The sequence below is a fragment of the Gemmatimonadaceae bacterium genome, assembly GCA_019752115.1.
In the GTDB taxonomy this organism is placed as follows: domain Bacteria; phylum Gemmatimonadota; class Gemmatimonadetes; order Gemmatimonadales; family Gemmatimonadaceae; genus Gemmatimonas.
The window spans coordinates 33,124-47,711 of record JAIEMN010000016.1 but is presented as its reverse complement, the minus strand read 5'-3'; the positions used below and the strand labels follow the sequence as shown (position 1 = coordinate 47,711).

At 66.7% G+C, this 14,588-nt stretch carries 12 protein-coding genes; 4 read left to right on the top strand and 8 right to left on the bottom strand.

Annotated elements, in window-relative coordinates; translation table 11 throughout:
• Nucleotides 1-147 precede the first annotated feature (147 nt).
• From flgC to K2R93_07115, 3 genes are all read right to left on the bottom strand, one after another.
• Nucleotides 148-768: a flagellar basal body rod protein FlgC gene (gene flgC, locus K2R93_07125; protein MBY0489598.1), complete on the bottom strand. Its 621-nt coding sequence runs from the start codon at nt 766-768 to the stop codon at nt 148-150.
• The gene (locus K2R93_07120; GenBank protein ID MBY0489597.1) at nt 768-1,070 is read right to left on the bottom strand and encodes a hypothetical protein; all 303 of its coding nucleotides are present in this window, start codon (nt 1,068-1,070) and stop codon (nt 768-770) included. The genes flgC and K2R93_07120 overlap by 1 nt, the downstream gene beginning before the upstream one ends.
• Before the next feature lie 444 nt (nt 1,071-1,514).
• Nucleotides 1,515-2,975, bottom strand: coding sequence for a sigma-54 dependent transcriptional regulator (locus K2R93_07115; protein ID MBY0489596.1), 1,461 nt, complete (start codon nt 2,973-2,975; stop codon nt 1,515-1,517).
• A 230-nt stretch (nt 2,976-3,205) separates the two neighbouring features.
• Here K2R93_07115 and flgL point away from each other — a divergent pair, with 230 nt between their 5' ends.
• The 3 genes from flgL to K2R93_07100 are packed head-to-tail and all read left to right on the top strand — an operon-like array spanning nt 3,206 to nt 6,157.
• Complete coding sequence (gene flgL, locus K2R93_07110; GenBank protein MBY0489595.1) at nt 3,206-4,117, top strand: flagellar hook-associated protein FlgL; 912 nt, start codon at nt 3,206-3,208, stop codon at nt 4,115-4,117.
• Nucleotides 4,117-4,623 (top strand): flagellar assembly protein FliW, encoded by a 507-nt coding sequence (gene fliW, locus K2R93_07105; protein ID MBY0489594.1) that lies wholly within the window; start codon nt 4,117-4,119, stop codon nt 4,621-4,623. Before flgL ends, fliW begins: the two co-directional genes overlap by 1 nt.
• A gap of 22 nt (nt 4,624-4,645) precedes the next feature.
• Entirely contained in the window at nt 4,646-6,157 is a 1,512-nt protein-coding gene (locus tag K2R93_07100; GenBank protein MBY0489593.1) for a tetratricopeptide repeat protein, read from the top strand.
• A 35-nt stretch (nt 6,158-6,192) separates the two neighbouring features.
• Here the strand turns inward: K2R93_07100 and K2R93_07095 are convergent, their stop codons facing one another.
• From K2R93_07095 to K2R93_07075, 5 genes are read right to left on the bottom strand one after another with little or no spacing between them, the layout of a single operon-like run.
• Entirely contained in the window at nt 6,193-7,065 is an 873-nt protein-coding gene (locus tag K2R93_07095; GenBank protein MBY0489592.1) for a hypothetical protein, read from the bottom strand.
• Nucleotides 7,066-7,079: 14 nt separating this feature from the next.
• A complete protein-coding gene (locus K2R93_07090) occupies nt 7,080-8,093 on the bottom strand; it encodes a GNAT family N-acetyltransferase (protein ID MBY0489591.1) in 1,014 nt (337 codons plus the stop codon).
• Nucleotides 8,090-9,415, bottom strand: a complete 1,326-nt coding sequence (locus K2R93_07085) for a hypothetical protein (GenBank protein ID MBY0489590.1) — start codon at nt 9,413-9,415, stop codon at nt 8,090-8,092. Before K2R93_07085 ends, K2R93_07090 begins: the two co-directional genes overlap by 4 nt.
• A gap of 32 nt (nt 9,416-9,447) precedes the next feature.
• On the bottom strand, nt 9,448-11,190 hold the full coding sequence (asnB, locus tag K2R93_07080; GenBank protein MBY0489589.1) for an asparagine synthase (glutamine-hydrolyzing): 1,743 nt from the start codon (nt 11,188-11,190) through the stop codon (nt 9,448-9,450).
• Between the two features lie 19 nt (nt 11,191-11,209).
• Nucleotides 11,210-12,379, bottom strand: coding sequence for a glycosyltransferase (locus tag K2R93_07075; protein MBY0489588.1), 1,170 nt, complete (start codon nt 12,377-12,379; stop codon nt 11,210-11,212).
• A 301-nt stretch (nt 12,380-12,680) separates the two neighbouring features.
• Between K2R93_07075 and asnB (K2R93_07070) the strand changes: the two genes are divergently transcribed.
• Nucleotides 12,681-14,582: an asparagine synthase (glutamine-hydrolyzing) gene (gene asnB / locus K2R93_07070; protein MBY0489587.1), complete on the top strand. Its 1,902-nt coding sequence runs from the start codon at nt 12,681-12,683 to the stop codon at nt 14,580-14,582.
• Nucleotides 14,583-14,588 lie beyond the last annotated feature (6 nt).

Sequence of the window (14,588 nt, the reverse complement as noted above, 5' to 3'; positions counted from 1 at the left end):
GGATGCTGCGAAGCGCAGGGCGAAAGTCAGTGACGAGGGAACCGCGAGCGGCGGGCCGGGAACCAACGATTGGTCGGGAGAGGAGGAAGAGGAGGAGGAGTGACCTCACGCCGATTCCCGGACCCGTCGCTCGGGTGTCTACATGGATCAGATGTCCAGCGCGGCGCGGAGCATCGCCTTGGCGGTCTGGAAGACCGTGGCGTTGGCTTCGTACATGCGCTTGGCGTCGAGGAGCTTGACGGTTTCCTGCGTGGTGTCGATGTCGGGGTAGCGCACGAAGCCGTCGGCGTTCGCCATCGGATTGCCGGGCTCGTACACGAGGTGCCCCTGACCTTCATCCTGCGCGATGCCGGCGACGACGACGCCAAACTGGCCCTCGCCCGGACCGGCACTGCTGTTGTTCATCGGGAGCACCGGCACTTCGATGCGCTGGCGGCTGTCGGTCATCGCCGGCACGTCGAACGCCGGCGATCCGAAGACACCACTCGTGCCCGTGGAGCCCATCTGCGACGCGGCCGGATTGCCCTGATTGAAGAGCGCGTTCTGCGCGTTGGCGGTCTGCAGCACGACATCCTGACGCTTGTAGGGCGTGCCCTCGGGCGTGCTGACCACGTCGGCGTTGGCGATGTTCTGCGCGATCACTTCCATGCGCTGGCGCTGCGCGGCGATGCCGCTCGCGGCGATGCCGAGCGACTTGAACATCGGCCGGACCACGTTCTGGCCGGGGATGGGGAGGAGCGCCGGGCGCGACGTCGGGTTGATCGGCATCAGCCGTTCCCTCCGCCCTTGATGGCGGTGCGGAGCGACTGGTAGGTCTTTTCGAGGAGGCGCGAGGTCGCGAGGAAGCGGAGCTGTTCGTCGGCCAGGGCCACCATTTCGGTCTCGACATTCACCGGGTTCGCATTGGCCTGGGCGTTGCCCGTCTTGGCCTCGAGCGAGAACCCGTCGCCGTTGTTCACGGTCGCATTGGCGACGCGATCGGCGATGCCGCGCGACCGCTCGACGCTCTTGTCGAGGGCCGACTTGAGCGAGGTGGCGGAAGTGGTGCGATCGATGAGTCCGAAGAGCATCAGCGGGGTCCGGGTGAAGGGGCGAGCGAATCCGGGACCCTTAAAAGCAATGGGCGGGCCAAACTGCGGGGCTTGGTGCGCTTTGCTTCTAAGTCATTGAAAACAGATCAGTTAGGGGTTTGGTGTTCTAGGGTTGGGGGTTCGCGGGTTGGGTTGGGGGTATGAAAAAACCCGCCCGGCAGGAAAATCCTGCCTAGCGGGGGATGGACCAAAAGTGCCGTGTGGATTCGCGCGCTTGCCTAGTGACACGAGTCACCCGGACCGCTCGCACGGCTTCGGCTGAGGGTATCGGCACCAATCGCATTTTTCTGAACTGATCGCACGGAGTTCACAGAGCCACAGAGAAACACTGAGGCGCGCTCCGAACGATCTCGGGCGCGCCCCTGTGAGTTCTGTGGCTCTGTGTCCTCTGTGCGATCAGTTCACAACGCGAGCGGCCGCCGCTCAGTCGTCGCCGTCGTCGCCCTTACCCGGCCCATTGAGCTTGTTGCGCAGCGTGCGCACCGAAATGCCCAGGAGCTCGGCGGCTTTCGTTCTATTGTTGTCCGCGGCCTGGAGCGCATGCTGGATCAGCACCCGCTCGGCGTCGGCCACGTTCAGGGAGTTCAAGGCGATCCCGTTGCCGGAGCCGGCCGTGGCGGGGGCGGCGGCGGCACCGGAAACGGCGATGGCCGGCACGGCGCCCGGGGTGCCGATCGTGCGCGGACGCATGTTCGGGGCGCCCAGGGAGTGGGCGAGACCGAAGCGGGTGCCTTCGAGGCAGTGGGGCTGGATGATCGGGTCCGGCGTAAGAATGACCGCGCGCTCGATCACATGCTGCAGCTCGCGGATGTTGCCGGGCCACGGGTAGTTCTGCAGGGCCTCGAGGGCGTCGGGCGAGAGCCCCTCGATCTTTTTGCCGATCTCGGCGGCCGTGCGCATCGCAAAGCGGAGCGCCAGCAGCGGGATGTCCTCCGGACGCTCCCGCAGCGGCGGAATCATGACCGGGATCGTGGACAGTCTATAGTAGAGGTCCTGTCGGAACGTCCCGTGGTCCGCCTCCATGGCCAGGTCGCGGTTCGTGGTCGCCACGATGCGCACATCCACCTTGATGGGGGAGGTGCCGCCGACCCGCTCGAACTCCTGCTCCTGCAGGACGCGCAGCAGCTTGGCCTGCAGGTCGAGGCGCATTTCGGAGATTTCATCGAGCAGCAGCGTGCCGCGGTTGGCCCGCTCGAACGCGCCTTCGACCCGCTTGATGGCGCCGGTGAAGGCGCCCTTTTCATGACCGAACAGCGCCGACTCGACCAGCCCTTCGGGGAGCGCGGCGCAATTGAGCTTGATGAACGGCTTGTCGCGTCGCTCGCTCTGGTCGTGAATGGCGCGCGCGAACAGCTCCTTACCGGTGCCCGATTCGCCCTGGAGCAGCACCGTCGCCCGGGTGGGGGCCGCCATGGACACCGTCTGCAGGATGCGCCGGATGGCGGCCGAGTCGCCGATGATCTGGCGCTCGTTGCGGAACTGCATGACCTCCTTGCGGAGCGTCTCGTTCTCGCGGCGCAGGCGGACGAATTCGAGCGCCTGATCAACCGCCAGCTCCAGCTGCTGCGGACGGACCGGCTTCGTGATGTAGTCGATCGCGCCGGCCTTGATGCTGGCGACGGCGTGCTCGATGCTGGCGTGCCCCGTCAGCATGATGAGCGGAATGTCGTACCCCTCGCGCGTCAGCAGCTGGATGAACTCCAGCCCCGTCAGCCCGGGCATCCGATAGTCCGAGATGATCAGATCGACGCCACCGCGTTCCAGAACCTGTAATGCCTCCGGGACGCTGCGCGCCCCGACCGGCGTGTGGCCGGCCTGGGCGAGGGTGTCCTCAAGGATCAAGCCGACGGCGGGTTCGTCGTCGACGTACAGGATGGTGGCCATGCGGATCGGTGGAGGGGGATCCCGAGGGGGACGATTTCGCCGGGTCGTGCCGGCCCCGTGACGAATGGGCCGGTGGTGCGTCTCATGGTCAGAATCGTACCCGGCAAAAATAGCCGGGAGCGGGTCCAAACGCTAAAGGCTGTTGTCGGAACTCCGATACTTCCCATGGAGCGGCGGCAGTCGGACGGCAGATCGGCCGTCGGGCAGATGGACCACTGACCCCTGTGCCCATGCGCGTCACCAACTCGATCATCACGCGGAACTCGCAGTATCGCCTGCAGTCGGGGCTCGCGGGTGTGGATCGGCTACGCGAAGACATCTCGTCCGGTCTCCGCATTCGCAAGATGTCGGATGATCCGACGAGTGCGAGTGAAGTCGTACGCGTGGGCAGCTCCATGCGCGCAATCACGCAGTTCCGGCGCAACATCAACATCGGGGTCTCCCGCGCGACGGCTGAGGAGAACGTCCTCAACTCGCTGGGCAACACGCTGAGCCGCGGCGCCGAACTGGGCATTCAGGCCGCCAGCGCGACCGCCAACACGCAGTCGCGGCTGATCATCAAGAAGGAAATCGATCAGCTGCTCGATCAGGCCGCACAGCTGGGCAACACGCGCTTCGGCGACGAGTATCTCTTTGGCGGTACCCGCTCGGGCGAAGCGCCATTCGTGACGCCGCCGCCGGCGAGCCCCACGTCATTCTCGGCGCTCACGCTGAGCGGCAACCCGGTCAATCCGAGCGGCAATCCGACGCTTGAGATCGGCGACAACAAGTTCGTCACACCGAACCACAACGGCACGCAGGTCTTCCTCGACACGGACGCGCTCGCGGCCATGCGCGCGCTCTCCGATGCGCTGGGCGCCGACGACACCGCCGCGATTCGCGCCGCGACCGATCGCATCACCGCCGCCAACTCGAATGTGCAGGCGCTGGTCGGGACGCAGGGCGCGCGCATCAACGAGATGGAAGATGCGAAGACGCGTCTCGACCAGATGGAGAACGACCTGCTCGCGTATCGCTCGGATCTGCGCGACACCGAAATCGACAAGGCCATGGTGGACCTGGTCGGCAAGCAAACCCTGTATCAGGCGGCCATGGGTGCGACCTCGCGCATCCTGGGCCTCAGCCTGGCGAACTACATCTGATGACTGACGCTCCTGAAGCGGCGGCGATGGACACGACCGACACGGTCACGATCGCGCACGCCGCCGGCACCCTGACCGTCCCCAGCCAGTCGGTGGTGCATCTCTCCGAGGCGCTGTGGGGGTTCCCCGATCGACTCGACTACGCCTTGCTCCCCGGCGCCCGCCAGGGGTTGTGGTGGTTCATGTCGACCGGTGAGCCGCAGGTCAGCTTCGTGCTGGCCGATCCGTTCGTGGTGAATCCCGGCTACGTCGTGGATCTCGGCGATCTGGAAAAGAGCATGCTCGGGATCACCGATCCGACGGACGTCCTCGCCCTGATCATGCTGGCGCTGCCGGCCACGCCGCAGGACACGGTGACGGGCAATTTCCGGGCGCCGATCGTCATCAACCTGCGCACCCGTCGCGCCATGCAGATCATCAGCCGCGACGACGCGCATGGCATGCGGGAGCCGGTCGATCTCACGAAGTTTCCCCGCGACGACGACGCCGGCGTGGCGTTTGCCTGAGTCCGCGGCGTAGTTTGGGACCATGTCCCGAGCTGAAATCGAAGCGACGTATCAGGAAGCCTTGACCCTCGCGCGCGCCGGACAGCCGGCGCGCGCGATTGCATTGCTGGCCGAGGCGCACGCGAAGGACGGGCGTCACGTGGGGGTCCGGAATGCGCTGGGGGTGCTGCGTCTCGAGCAGGGCGATGCCAATGGCGCGATCGCCATGCTCAAGCCGCTGGCCAAGGAGCTGCCGGAGGCGGCGCCGATTCTGGTGAATCTGGGCAATGCGCTCGTGGCGGCGCGCCGCGCCGATGATGCGCTCAGTCCGCTCAAGAAGGCGGCGACCCTTGAGCCGCGTGATGCCGCGACGTGGTATGCGTACGGTCGCGCGCTGCAGATTGCCGGTCGCGTCACCGACGCGGTGACCGCGTACGATCGGGCCCTCGCGCTTGAGCCGACCCATCTCGAAGCCCAGGCCAATCGCTCGGCGGCGCTGATGTTCGCCGGGCGGTACGAGGAGGCCGAAGCGGCCGCGAATGCCGTGCTGCAACGGGCACCGGAGCACGCCAACGCCCAATTCAATCGCGCGATGACGCTGCTGGCGCGCGGCGCGTGGGCCGACGGCTGGCGCGCGTACGAATGGCGCGAACGCACCTCGCTGCTCGAGGGCATGCGTCGCAAGTGGACGCAGCCGCGATGGGAGGGCGAGTCGCTCGCCGGCCGCACGCTGCTGGTGCATGCCGAGCAGGGGTTGGGCGACACGCTGCAGTTCGTGCGATGGCTGGTGCCACTGCGGGCGCAGGGCGGGCGGGTGGTGTTGGTGGTCCCCACGGCGCTGCACTCCCTGCTCGCCGGCAGCGACGTGGCCGACGCGGTGGTGAGTTTCTCCGATCCGGTGCCCGCGCACGATGTGCAGGTCGCGCTGACGGCGTTGCCGCATCGTCTGGGGTTGCACACCACGGCGGCGGTGATGGCGAGCGCCACACCGTATCTCAAAGTGCCGGCCGTGATGGATGCCGCGCTGGCGGCGTGGTGCGCCGAGTTGCCCGGCGATCGGCCGCGCATCGGCCTGGTGTGGGCGGGGAGCGCCACGCATGTGAACGACATGCACCGCTCCATTCCGCTGGGCGTGTTCGAGCCGCTGCTCAAGCGCACGGATGTCACCTGGGTGAGCCTGCAGCAGGGGGAGCGCGCGGCTGATCTGGCGACGCTCCCGCGCCGGCTGTCACTGCAGGATCCGTCGTCGCTGCTCACCACGTTTCAGCGGACGGCGCAGCTGCTGCGGCAACTCGATGCGGTGATCACGATCGACAGTGCGGTGGCGCATCTGGCTGGCGCGCTGGGGCGTCGCACGTGGCTGCTCCTGCCGCAGGTGGGGCTCGACTGGCGCTGGGCCGCGGAGACGCCGGCGCATCGGTGGTATCCGAGCGTGGAGCCCATCCGGCAGGCGGCCGCCGGCGAATGGCGGACGGCGGTGCTCGAAGTGCAGGCGCGGCTTGGCGGGTTGGTGGCGGCGAATGGCGCGGTGAGCGCCGGGGCGCGGAACCGCTAGGCAGAGCCGCTAAGCGGCCGCGCGGCGCGCGGGAGCTAGCCGGTCGGCGACGCGAGTCGATCGCCGACTGCCAGCGTCGGTCCTTCCCACTCGAGCAGCGCCAGCGCGCCGCCGTCGCCCGTGCGCACGATTGGCATCGGATGCGTCTGCAGAACCGTACCGGGGAGCTCGGATCCGGCGGGAGACGTCGTAATCGCGGCCCGCCAGATGGTCACGCGCTCGTCGCCGCGATGCGTAAAGGCACCGGGCGTGGGTCGTCCGCTCGCGCGGATGTGCGCAAAGCAGGTGCGTGCCGAGGCCGACCAGGTGATGCGACCATCGTCGGGGGTGCGGCGACGGGCCTGCGTCGCGGCTGCGGGATCCTGTGGGATGCGTGGCGCGTCACCGCGATCGAGCCGCGCGACCGCATCCGCCAGCAATGCGGCGCCCGCGCGGTGCACCAGCGCCCGTACATCGAGCAGCGTATCCTCGTCGTTCAGCGGCAACGTCTGCTGCAGAATGATGTCGCCTTCGTCGAGGCCAACGGCGACATGATGCACGGTAACACCAATCGTGGGGTCGTCGGCGAGGAGTGCCCAGTTGAGCGGATGCGGCCCACGCCACCGCGGCAAGGCGGCGCCATGCACATTGATGATCGCATCGGGAAAGGCGGCGATATCCTCCGCGCTGATCTTGAGCGGCCACGACGCGCTGGCGATGAGCGCGATGTCGGGGAGCAGCGTTCGCAACGCGGTCTGCCGATCGGCGACCCGTACCTCAATCCCCCACCCTCGTGCCTGCGCTTGCAGCGCGCTGGACTCCACGCCGGCCGGCACCACCACGACCGACGGCACGCGCTGCCGATACGCGAGCGCGTCAAGACACCGCTGCGTGTTGTCGTTCCAGCCGAGGAGCGCGAGACGGCGCATTGGCGGCGTCGCGCTCAGGTGGGGGTCCAGGTGTACGACGGACGCAGGAACCCGCGCGAGCCGATGAACTCCTTGAAGCTGATCAGGCTCCACGCCGGCTCCATCGGATTGTCCGACGCCGTGTTCATCGACACGCCGAGATCGAGGAAGTAGTACCCGTTCGCGCGCGCCCACTTGGCGGTGTCGAAGAGCACGCGGTTCACCGGGCGCATGTGCTGATACTCCGGGCGGCTGGCGATGTAGAACGCCAGCAGCACCCGCGGGTTGCAGTGCGTGGTGAGCACGCCGGCGACCAGCTCGCCTTCGTGTCGGGCGGCCATGAGCCGCCACGTGCCCGGGACGAGCGTGCGGATCCGTTCGAGCTCGGCCAGCGAATGCGCCGGCTTCACATCGAACTTCCGCTTGTTCTCTTCGAGGATCGGATAATACTCGGCCAGGTCATCGCTCTCGGAGACGACGATCCCTTCCTTCTCCGATTTGCGAATCGCCCGGCGCCCCATTGGCGTGAGATGGTGCGTGGGATCCTCGTCGTCGAACGCCGAGAGATCGACGACGCTGGAGAACAGATTCCGGGAATTCTGGAAGCCGCCGTACAGCATCGCGAAATCCAGGTCCTGCGACATGCCGCGGTTGTACGTGAGCGGCGCATAGGTGAACGATACGCGGCGGAGCTCCTGCTGCCGGACCCACCGCTGCAGGGCATCCACCATGCGCCACATCATGCTGAACGACGACGGCAGCGCAATGATGCCGCCGTACGAGGCCCCCATGGGGCTCAGCAGCTCGCCGTGGCGAATGACGCACGGCAGCACCCCCATGAGCGCGCCATGGCCGTCGCGAAAGCCAAGCCAGGTGAAGTGAAAGCGTCCGGGCTCGTGATACGCCAGAAACGCCCGCTTGTGAAAGAGCGTGCCGTTGTAGCAGCGATCCACGAACGCATCCCATTCGGCATCGGGCATGTCCGCGAGGTCGCACACCTCGAGGGGCGCTTCGACGGCTTCGTGGGCGTAGCTGTCAGTCAAGGTCATGAATCGCTCACTCCAACAGCGGCAGGCGCCGCGGCATTATGGGACGCTTCCAGATTCCGAGGCCACGGCGCCTCGGATGGACGGCGCGCGCCGGTTCCCGGCGCCCAGCGTGGAAGCGTGTCAAACCCTCCGAAGGGGATGTCGCGTAGAAACCCTTCGCGAATCAGTCGCCGCACATCGGCGTCATGCGGCACCCCCCAGCGGCGCACCACCTGTGAGGTCGCATCGGCGACGTCGGGCGGAATGGTGTGCTGCGGCGGGAGGCGATAGTCGGTCAGATAGAAGCGCGGATAGTGATCGAAGGGCCCGCGCGTGCGCTGATCCAGCACATCGAGAATCCCCTTCGCCACGACCGCCACATCGTAGTGCTGCTCGACGTACGTCCGCGCCCGCTCGGCGAGCGAGCGACGGAGCGCGCGGTTGCTGAGCAGCTCGCGGAACGGCTCCACCAGGGTGTGTTCGCCGATGTGCCACACCGGCGGGACATCCGGTGACTCCGCATAGGGCGATTCAATGACACTGGCGAGTGCACAGCCGCTCGCGAGCGCCTCCTGACCAAAGCGCGAGATCCCGGGAATGAAGACCTGATCAATCGCGACGTCCGCATCGGCGAGCGCGGCGAGGACTTCGCCGTTGGACACGTCGGTCAACAGGCGCAGCTCGAACGCCACGCCCTCGGCCTTGAGGGTGTCGAGCGCGGTGAGCACCAGGTCCGATCCCTTACCCCCCTGATTGGACGGGGCGTGTACCACCACGGGAATCTCCCGATCCGGGATGTGCGCCGTGATCCGGCGCAGGTCGATCGGCAGGTGGAAGTGGTGATAGGGGCGGACCCCCAGGTTGTGCTGATTGGGGCGCGAGAACACCGCGTCGGCCACCATCTCGGCGCGGCGCAGGGTGCGCAACTGCTTCTCGAGTGGAATCGTGTCGAGGACCGGAACCCGGTCGCGCAGATCGCGCCCGTAGTCCTGCGAGTAGGCCGACCAGTGGCGTACGTCATCTCCACAGAAGATCGTGACGATCTCCTTGCCCAGCGTGCGCAGCACCGGGAAGTCGTTGTTGTCCGGGAGCAGGCTGGTCCAGATGAAGATGAACAGGTCGTGGCTGTTGATGAGCGACAGCAGCGACTCGGTGCTCAGCGAGGTGCCCGTCGCGTCGATGTCGTAGGTCGCGTCGGGATAGTACTTGTTCCGGTGGTACATGACGCTGGTGGCGTCGTGCCCGAGGCGGCGAAACCCTTCGACCAGATCGACCACGTGATGGGCGATCTCGCAGGTCCCGATCAGCACGCGGCGGCGGGTGCCGCCCGCGGCGAAGGGCATGGCGGATGATTCGAACGACACAGATCCTGAAGTCATGCGGCCGCCGCGGTCGGCGCGCCGACCATGCGGGTGATGCGGCGGTCGCCGATGGCGAGATAGTGTTCGCACCAGAGCACGAACGTGAGCAACCGGTATCCGAAGGCCACCGCTACGCGATCGGCTTCGGTGAAGCCATGCGGACGCGTGGCTGTACGTGCCTGGATGATGGCGGCCACCTGCTCGGGCTGAGCGGCCGACGGGGCACTCCGCCAGATCTCGGTCTGGCTGGCCGCGCGCAGGACGGCGCCCAGCGGGCCGTTGGCCCACGCCACCAGCGGCGACTCGAAGCCGAACTTGGTCGTGCGGGTGCGAATCCCGTCGGGCAGGATGCCCGTCAGCGCATCGCGCAGAATGCGCTTGCTGTAGGTCGCATCGAGTTTGGCTTCCGGGGGCAGCGCCATCGCGTAGGTGACGAGGCGCCAGTCGAGAAACGGCGAGCGCACTTCGACGCCGTTGGCCATGGAGCAGCCATCATAGTTGCGCAGGATGGCCGGCAGGTGCGTGACGTGAAAGTCCTGATCGAGCGCGTCATTGAGCTGATCGAGCGGCCGTTCGCGATACCAGGAGTAGCCGGCGAGCAGCTCATCGCCGCCGTGCCCATCGAGCGTCACGACCACGCCGTGCTCGCGCATCGTCTTGTAGATGTTCAGCACGGGCACGGCTGGCGCGGCGCTCAGATCATCCAGCGCATAGACACTGGCGGCGAGTCCGCGGAGCGCGGTGGCCTGCTGGAAGTTCCAGTAGGTCGGCTTCGCGCCGGTGTGCGCCACGACGAGATCGGCGAATTCCCGCTCATCCACCGGATGCCCGGGAAAGCTCGCAATGAAGGTCCGCTGCCAGTCGCTCGCGCAGCGATCGAGGGCGAGATGTCCGTCGCGCGCGACCGCGGCCATGCCCGAGGCCACGGCGCTGCTGTCGAGCCCCCCGCTCAGGGAGGTCCCGATCGGCACGTCACTGCGCATGCGCAGGCGCACGCTGTCGAGGAACAGGTCGCGGAACTGCTCGACCTGTTCCTCATAGCGTGCCGGCACACTGGGCAGGTGATCGCGGGTGTTCCACCAGCGCGAGAAGCCCTGCGTGCCCTCGGGGGTGATCGTTAGCGAGTGGCCCGGCGGCAGGCGCATGACACCATTGAGGGCGGTGTCGGGCGAGATGCCATCGTACGCATTGGGATGCGTGAAATAGCGCGTCGCGGCCTGCTGGTTGAGCGTACGCGGAAAGTGCGGGAGCGCGAGAAACGCCTTGATCTCCGACGCGAAGGCGATCGTGCTCCCCATGACGGCGAGGTAGAGCGGCTTCACACCAAAGCGATCACGCGAGAGCGTCAGCGTGCGCGTCTGCTCATCCCAGAGGGCAAACGCCCACATCCCGTTGAAGCGGCGCTGGCAGTCGAGGCCCCAGCGGTGCCACGCCGCGGCGATGACCTCGGTATCGGTTTCGGTCCGAAAGGCGTAGCCGTCGCGCCGCAGCTCGTCGCGCAGCTCGAGGAAGTTGTAGATCTCCCCGTTGAACGTGATGCGCAGCGTGCGGCCATCCGGCGCCGTGTACGGCATCGGACAGGCGCCGAGCGGCGACGGGTCGAGAATCGCCAGTCGGCGATGGCCGAGCGCCACCGGGCCGTCGCACCAGGTGCCGCGGCCGTCGGGGCCGCGATGCACCAGCGCGTCGGTGAACGGATCGATCCACGACGGATTCGCGCCGCGGGTGTGGTCGAGCAGACCGGCAATACCGCACATGATCAGGAACTCCGCATGGTCAGGCAGCCTTCACGCGCGGACGCGCGACGGTGCCAAGGAACTCGGTCAGCGCCCGAATCTTGGCGCTCCACGAGAGGTGCTGTTCGGCCCACTGCCGGATCTGCCGGCGCCGCTTTTCGTTCGTCCAGCCGAGCGCGAACGCGCGCAGCATGCGGGGCGAGATCGGCGTGTCATCGGCGTCCACGGTGCGCAGCCACGGGAGCGAGGCCGGAAAATCGATATCGGTGCCCGCTGCGACGAATGGCAATCCGCGGAGCGCATACTCGCGATGCTTGAGCGCGCACAGTTCGGTGAGCCCTTTGCGCTGTGGGGCGAGCACGCCGATGGCGAGATGCGCCTGCGCATAGAACGGATCAAGGGCGTCGGCCGGGATCAGGCCATGGAAGTGCACGCGATCCTGGACGCCAAGGTCGATCGCCAGCTGGCGGAGCGCGGGGACCGAACCGCCGTCGCCAACCAGATGCAGATGCACATCCGACACGTCAGGCTCGGCCGCCATGCCGCAGATGACGCGATCGGCACCATGCCACGGATAGAATGACGCCACGCACACCAGGTTGATGCGATCGGGCGGCAGCTGCGGTGTCACGAAGGGGAGCAACGCCGGATCGGCGCCGTTGGCCATGACATGCCCGGGGATCGCGACGCGCCCGCGCGTGAGTTCATGGGTCAGGATCTCGGGCGTCACGGCCACGAGCCCCGCCGTCTCCGGCAGCACGCGGCGCGCCCACTGCCGCTCGATCTCGGCGGCGGCGGGGGGCAACTCGAGATCAAACTTGGTCTGCAGTTCGAACACCACCGGCGGGGCCTCGCGCAGGAAGCGCAGCACATGCCCGTCGTACAACGGGTAGCGCATGTAGACCACGTCGGGCTTGAACTGCTCGACCGCCTCCCAGCAGTGGAACCAGGCGAGCGATCGGCTGGCCGGATCGAAGCCGCCCCCGCGCAGGTCCACGAGGGTGTACGGCGGATTGGCCGGCGCCGGCGCCTCGCGCGTGTCGGCGAAGACGAGGGCCAGCGTCTGGGGGATATGGCGCCGCATTTCCCGCACCTGCTCGGCGAGCTTGCGATGCACGCCCCCGTGGGCGGTGCTCGCAAACGCGATCATCAGCACGCGGAGATCGCGCACCGACGCACCGCGTGCGGGGTGATTGGAAAGCGTAGTCATGGCGTGCACGACTATACAGAATACGTGCCATTCTCTAAGTCATTGGACAGCAATGGTTTGCGTATTTTCCGCGCGGCCCGCCAGCCGGTACGAATGGCCCGCCAAGGCAGGATCGATCGGCAGAAAATGCCGGGGGTGTAACGCCGCCGACCCCCCGACGAAACGGGAAAAAGCTGCCGGTCGCCGAAGCTCAATGTTTGGTAAATGTTTGTATTGCAACGGCTTAGCGTTGGGCACGGATCCTGCTCTCAACTTCGGCGAATCACTACGCCCATCCGTCCCCTCTCGCCCTCGATTCGCCATGTGCGGCATCACCGGTGTCATCAATGTGCACGGCACACCCGTGGCCCCTGACCTCGTCAGGGCCATGACGGACGTCGTGCGCCATCGAGGACCCGATGGATCGGGGGTCTGGACAGCCAATGGGGTCGGCTTCGGCCACCGGCGACTCGCCATTCTGGATCTCTCGCCGGCAGGTCATCAGCCGATGCTGTCGGTCGATGAGCGGTACGTGCTCACGTACAACGGCGAGATCTACAACTGGCGCGAGCTCCGCAAGCAGCTCGAACGGCAGGGCGCGCGCTTCCGCTCGCAGACGGACTCCGAGGTGATTCTCGAGGCCTGGCGGGTGTGGGGCCCCAAATGCGTCGAAAAGTTCAACGGCATGTTCGCCTTTGCGCTCTACGATGTGCAGGACGGCACCGTCTTCCTTGCCCGCGATCGCTTTGGCGTGAAGCCGCTGTACTACGCCTGGCGTGGCGACACGCTGCTCTTCGGCTCGGAGATCAAGTCGCTGCTGCAGCATCCGGCGATGCGCGTGACCGTGAACACGGCCGCCCTCGGCGAGTACTTCACCTTCCAGAACGTCTTCAGCGATCAGACGCTGTTCGACGGCGTCCATCTGCTGCCGCGTGCGCACAGCGCGACGCTGCAGCTCGGCGACCGGTCCTCGTTCAAGGTCCGGCGCTGGTGGGACTACGAATTCAAGCACGAAACCGGCGTCAGTGCGCCGGAGTATGTCGAGGAGCTCGACCGGCTCTTTCGTCAGGCGGTGACGCGGCAGATCGGCGCCGACGTCGAGATTGGCACGTATCTGAGCGGTGGCATCGACTCGGGCGCCATTACCTGCGTCACCGCGAGCCGCCTGCCGAATGTGAAGAGCTTCACCGCCGGTTTCGACGTGTCGTCGGCCTCCGGCATCGAGCAGGGCTTCGACGAGCGCGCCAAGGCCGAGATGCTCTCCAATGCGTTTCGCACCGAGCACTATCAGGTCGTGCTCAAGGCCGGCGACATGGAGCGCATTCTCCCCGAGCTGGTCTGGCACCTCGAAGATCTGCGCGTGGGCCAGAGCTATCCCAACTACTATGTGTCGCGCCTCGCCTCCCGCTTCGTGAAGGTGGTGCTTGCCGGGACCGGCGGTGACGAGATCTTCGCCGGCTACCCGTGGCGCTACTATCGCGCGGTGAAGAATGACGATGCGGCACAGTATCTCGACAAGTACTACGCGTACTGGCAGCGCCTCGTGCCGGATCATCTGCGGAGCAGCTTCTTCCGCCCCGTGCTGCAGCAGGCGCTGCAGCAGCATCCGCCCGAGGCGGCGTTCCGCAATGTCCTTCGTCGTCGCTCGTTCCTCACCATGGGGCCCGACGACTATGTCAATCACTCGCTCTACTTCGAGCTGTCGACGTTCCTCCCCGGGCTGCTGCTCGTGGAGGACAAGCTGTCGATGGCGCACGGGCTCGAAACGCGTGTGCCCTTCCTCGACAATGATCTGGTGGACTTTGCGCTGCGCGTGCCGGTCAAGTTCAAGCTCAAGCACGTCGATTCGATCGTCCGCTTCGACGAGAACACGCCGGGCGCGAAGGCCGACAAGTACTTCAATGAAACGGGTGATGGCAAGCTGATTCTGCGACAGGCGTTCTCCCGGTACATGCCGGCCGAGTACGCCAAGGGCAAGAAGCAGGGCTTCTCGGCGCCCGATGGCAGTTGGTTCCGCGGACGCAGCATCGACTATATCCGCGCGTTGCTCGCCCGTCGCGACACCCGGCTCTACGACTTTCTCGAGCCGGCCGGCGTGCAGACCCTGCTCGATGAACATGTCTCGGGGCGTGTGAATCACCGCCTCGTCATCTGGTCGCTCCTCTGCTTCGAGTGGTGGCTGCGCCGATTCCGTGATGCGGAGTCGGTGGCACTCGCCGCCTGACCCTCC

What these genes read in the sequence shown, in the direction of transcription:
- flgC (MBY0489598.1), bottom strand. Translation starts at nt 768, where the DNA reads ATGCCGATCAACCCGACGTCGCGCCCGGCGCTCCTCCCCATCCCCGGC.
- K2R93_07120 (MBY0489597.1), bottom strand. Translation starts at nt 1,070, where the DNA reads ATGCTCTTCGGACTCATCGATCGCACCACTTCCGCCACCTCGCTCAAG.
- K2R93_07115 (MBY0489596.1), bottom strand. Translation starts at nt 2,975, where the DNA reads ATGGCCACCATCCTGTACGTCGACGACGAACCCGCCGTCGGCTTGATC.
- flgL (MBY0489595.1), top strand. Translation starts at nt 3,206, where the DNA reads ATGCGCGTCACCAACTCGATCATCACGCGGAACTCGCAGTATCGCCTG.
- fliW (MBY0489594.1), top strand. Translation starts at nt 4,117, where the DNA reads ATGACTGACGCTCCTGAAGCGGCGGCGATGGACACGACCGACACGGTC.
- K2R93_07100 (MBY0489593.1), top strand. Translation starts at nt 4,646, where the DNA reads ATGTCCCGAGCTGAAATCGAAGCGACGTATCAGGAAGCCTTGACCCTC.
- K2R93_07095 (MBY0489592.1), bottom strand. Translation starts at nt 7,065, where the DNA reads ATGCGCCGTCTCGCGCTCCTCGGCTGGAACGACAACACGCAGCGGTGT.
- K2R93_07090 (MBY0489591.1), bottom strand. Translation starts at nt 8,093, where the DNA reads ATGACCTTGACTGACAGCTACGCCCACGAAGCCGTCGAAGCGCCCCTC.
- K2R93_07085 (MBY0489590.1), bottom strand. Translation starts at nt 9,415, where the DNA reads ATGCCCTTCGCCGCGGGCGGCACCCGCCGCCGCGTGCTGATCGGGACC.
- asnB (MBY0489589.1), bottom strand. Translation starts at nt 11,190, where the DNA reads ATGTGCGGTATTGCCGGTCTGCTCGACCACACCCGCGGCGCGAATCCG.
- K2R93_07075 (MBY0489588.1), bottom strand. Translation starts at nt 12,379, where the DNA reads ATGACTACGCTTTCCAATCACCCCGCACGCGGTGCGTCGGTGCGCGAT.
- asnB (MBY0489587.1), top strand. Translation starts at nt 12,681, where the DNA reads ATGTGCGGCATCACCGGTGTCATCAATGTGCACGGCACACCCGTGGCC.